The following is a 1,995-nucleotide window of genomic DNA, read 5'->3' on the forward strand; positions in this document are numbered from 1 at the left end:
CAGGCGCCCACCGTCGAAAGCAGCGGTGATCTTCTTGCGGCCAACGGCTGGAAACGGGAAGGTGGCAGGTGTATCGTCCGGCATGGCGAGTGTGGCACAGGGCAATTGGTGGCAGGGATTAGTCTCAACAACCAAATCCTACGCTGCTTCAAGTGCTTAAGCTACACTCGCCAGCCTTCATCAACCTTCCCATGCATAAGAACGGCTAGCATCGTGTCTGAATGCAGCCAACTCAAGGACCGGGCTGCCTGTGCGAGGCCCTACTGGGAACCTCACCCTAGAGTCCCAGCAGGTGGCTGGTCTGGTGAGTTTTGACAAGAAGTCTGTAACCGGTGCCGTGCGAAGATCCGCCTGATCAGGAGGATCTCATGCGGATCAGTCAGCGTCTGGCCCAGCTCTGGCTCGATGCCCTGGCGACGGAACTCGGGGCCTCGGTGGGCACTATTGCCACCTACACCGATGATCTGTATGCGCGACGGGCTGCTCTGTTCGAGACCCTCTATGCCTCGGGCATGCGCATCGGCGAGGCCCTGTCCCTGCCCTCCGATGCGGCTCCCTCAGGGACCCGCATGCTCTTGGTGCGCGGCAAGGGCGACAAGCAGCGCCTCGTGCCGCTGCACGAGTGGGCGATCGAGGCCGTTGCCCTCTGGCAGAAGCTGGCCGCGGCCTATTCCGGGGGAGCCCCCTCCCCCTGGCTGTTCCACCCGGTGCGCCATGGCGCCAAGGTGCTCACGCGCCAGGCGGCGCTGCTCGAGATCAAGGAGGCGGCGGTGGCGGCAGGGCTGGCCCATCCGGATCGAGTGTCCCCGCACGTGCTGCAGGAGTTGCTCGGCCATGCCGGCATCGAGACCACCCAGATTTAGACTCATCTCGACACCTCCCGCCTCCACCACATGGTCCGAGACCTCCACCCGCTCAATGAGGGATTGGAGATCTAAAGGACAACCACTGTTTAGAAGCTGGAAAATACTGTTCCTGAGCAGATGAAGCACAGGGTCACATGACCCCGATTGGCCAGCAGCGTGCACGGATTATACTAACTTTACGAACTTGACGAGATATGGGAGGTCTCTTATATTCGGCTACAGGAGGCTCTCATGGCACGGTCGCGCGCGACTACCACCAAGCAGGTAACATCCCGGGCAACCGGCCGGGTTGGCACCAAAGCCAAAGCGCAGACTGCCTCATTCTATGTGCAGCCAGGTCCCTCGGTGAGCAAGAGCAAGGCCGTGCGGATCGATGTTCCAGCGCAGACCTTCAAGGCTCTCTTCGCTGAACCGGAGCGCTTCCGAAAGCTCTTCGAAGGTTATGGCACAGCGCTCGTGCGCAGCCGAGCGACCGGCAAGAAGGTGCGCTTTGAGGTTGCCGTTGGGCCGGAAGGCGCGCCGAACATCACTCCGATTGAGGAGGCTCTCGGCGCAGACGCCGGGCCAGCCCTGGCCGCAGACAGCAAGGCCGATCTGGATCGAGCGCTCGCGGCTGCACGCGACGCGGCCAGGTCCGGATTGCCGAGGTCATGAACGGCCCGGAGATGCTGACCGCCGATGACTTTGCGACACGTCTTGGCACAACCCGCGCGACGATCAACACATGGCGCCAGAAGCACCAAGTGCTCGGCCTTGAAGGGGCCAAGAGAGGCTTCCGGTTTCCCGCGTGGCAAATCGGCGAGGATGGCAAGCCGTTTGCCGTTCTCCCAGAGCTATTCGAGCGGCTTGGCGACGCTCCATGGGCTGTCTACCGCTTCTTCATCCAGCGCCATCCTGAGCTCGACGGCTTGACGGCGCAGGAGGCTCTGCGCCGTGGACGGGAGAAGGACGTGCTGGAGGCGGCCGAGAACGCTGGTAGGACCTTCGGCTGAATGGCATCTAAGCTTGAGTTTAGCCATTTCTGACGGGTGATGTGAGAGCGAGGGGCGGCGAAGCGAACGATGCGGTAGACTGGCAGAGTTTCCGCCAAGAGACGCCGCCATGCTGCACCTGCCCGCCCGCTTCGCCG

The 1,995-nt window shown here is 62.4% G+C and carries 3 protein-coding genes; all 3 read left to right on the forward strand.

Translation table 11 applies throughout. From position 1 onward, the window contains the following. The first annotated feature begins 368 nt into the window (after nt 1–368). Nucleotides 369–863, forward strand: coding sequence for a tyrosine-type recombinase/integrase (locus FS320_RS42330; RefSeq protein WP_244627742.1), 495 nt, complete (start codon nt 369–371; stop codon nt 861–863). Between the two features lie 234 nt (nt 864–1,097). Beyond that, nucleotides 1,098–1,520 (forward strand): hypothetical protein, encoded by a 423-nt coding sequence (locus FS320_RS42335; RefSeq protein WP_152718516.1) that lies wholly within the window; start codon nt 1,098–1,100, stop codon nt 1,518–1,520. Continuing rightward, nucleotides 1,517–1,858, forward strand: a complete 342-nt coding sequence (locus tag FS320_RS42340; protein WP_152718517.1) for a hypothetical protein — start codon at nt 1,517–1,519, stop codon at nt 1,856–1,858. Before FS320_RS42335 ends, FS320_RS42340 begins: the two co-directional genes overlap by 4 nt. The last annotated feature ends 137 nt before the right edge of the window (nt 1,859–1,995 follow it).

The sequence above is a fragment of the Microvirga tunisiensis genome (assembly GCF_009296175.1).
Taxonomy (GTDB): Bacteria; Pseudomonadota; Alphaproteobacteria; order Rhizobiales; family Beijerinckiaceae; genus Microvirga; species Microvirga tunisiensis.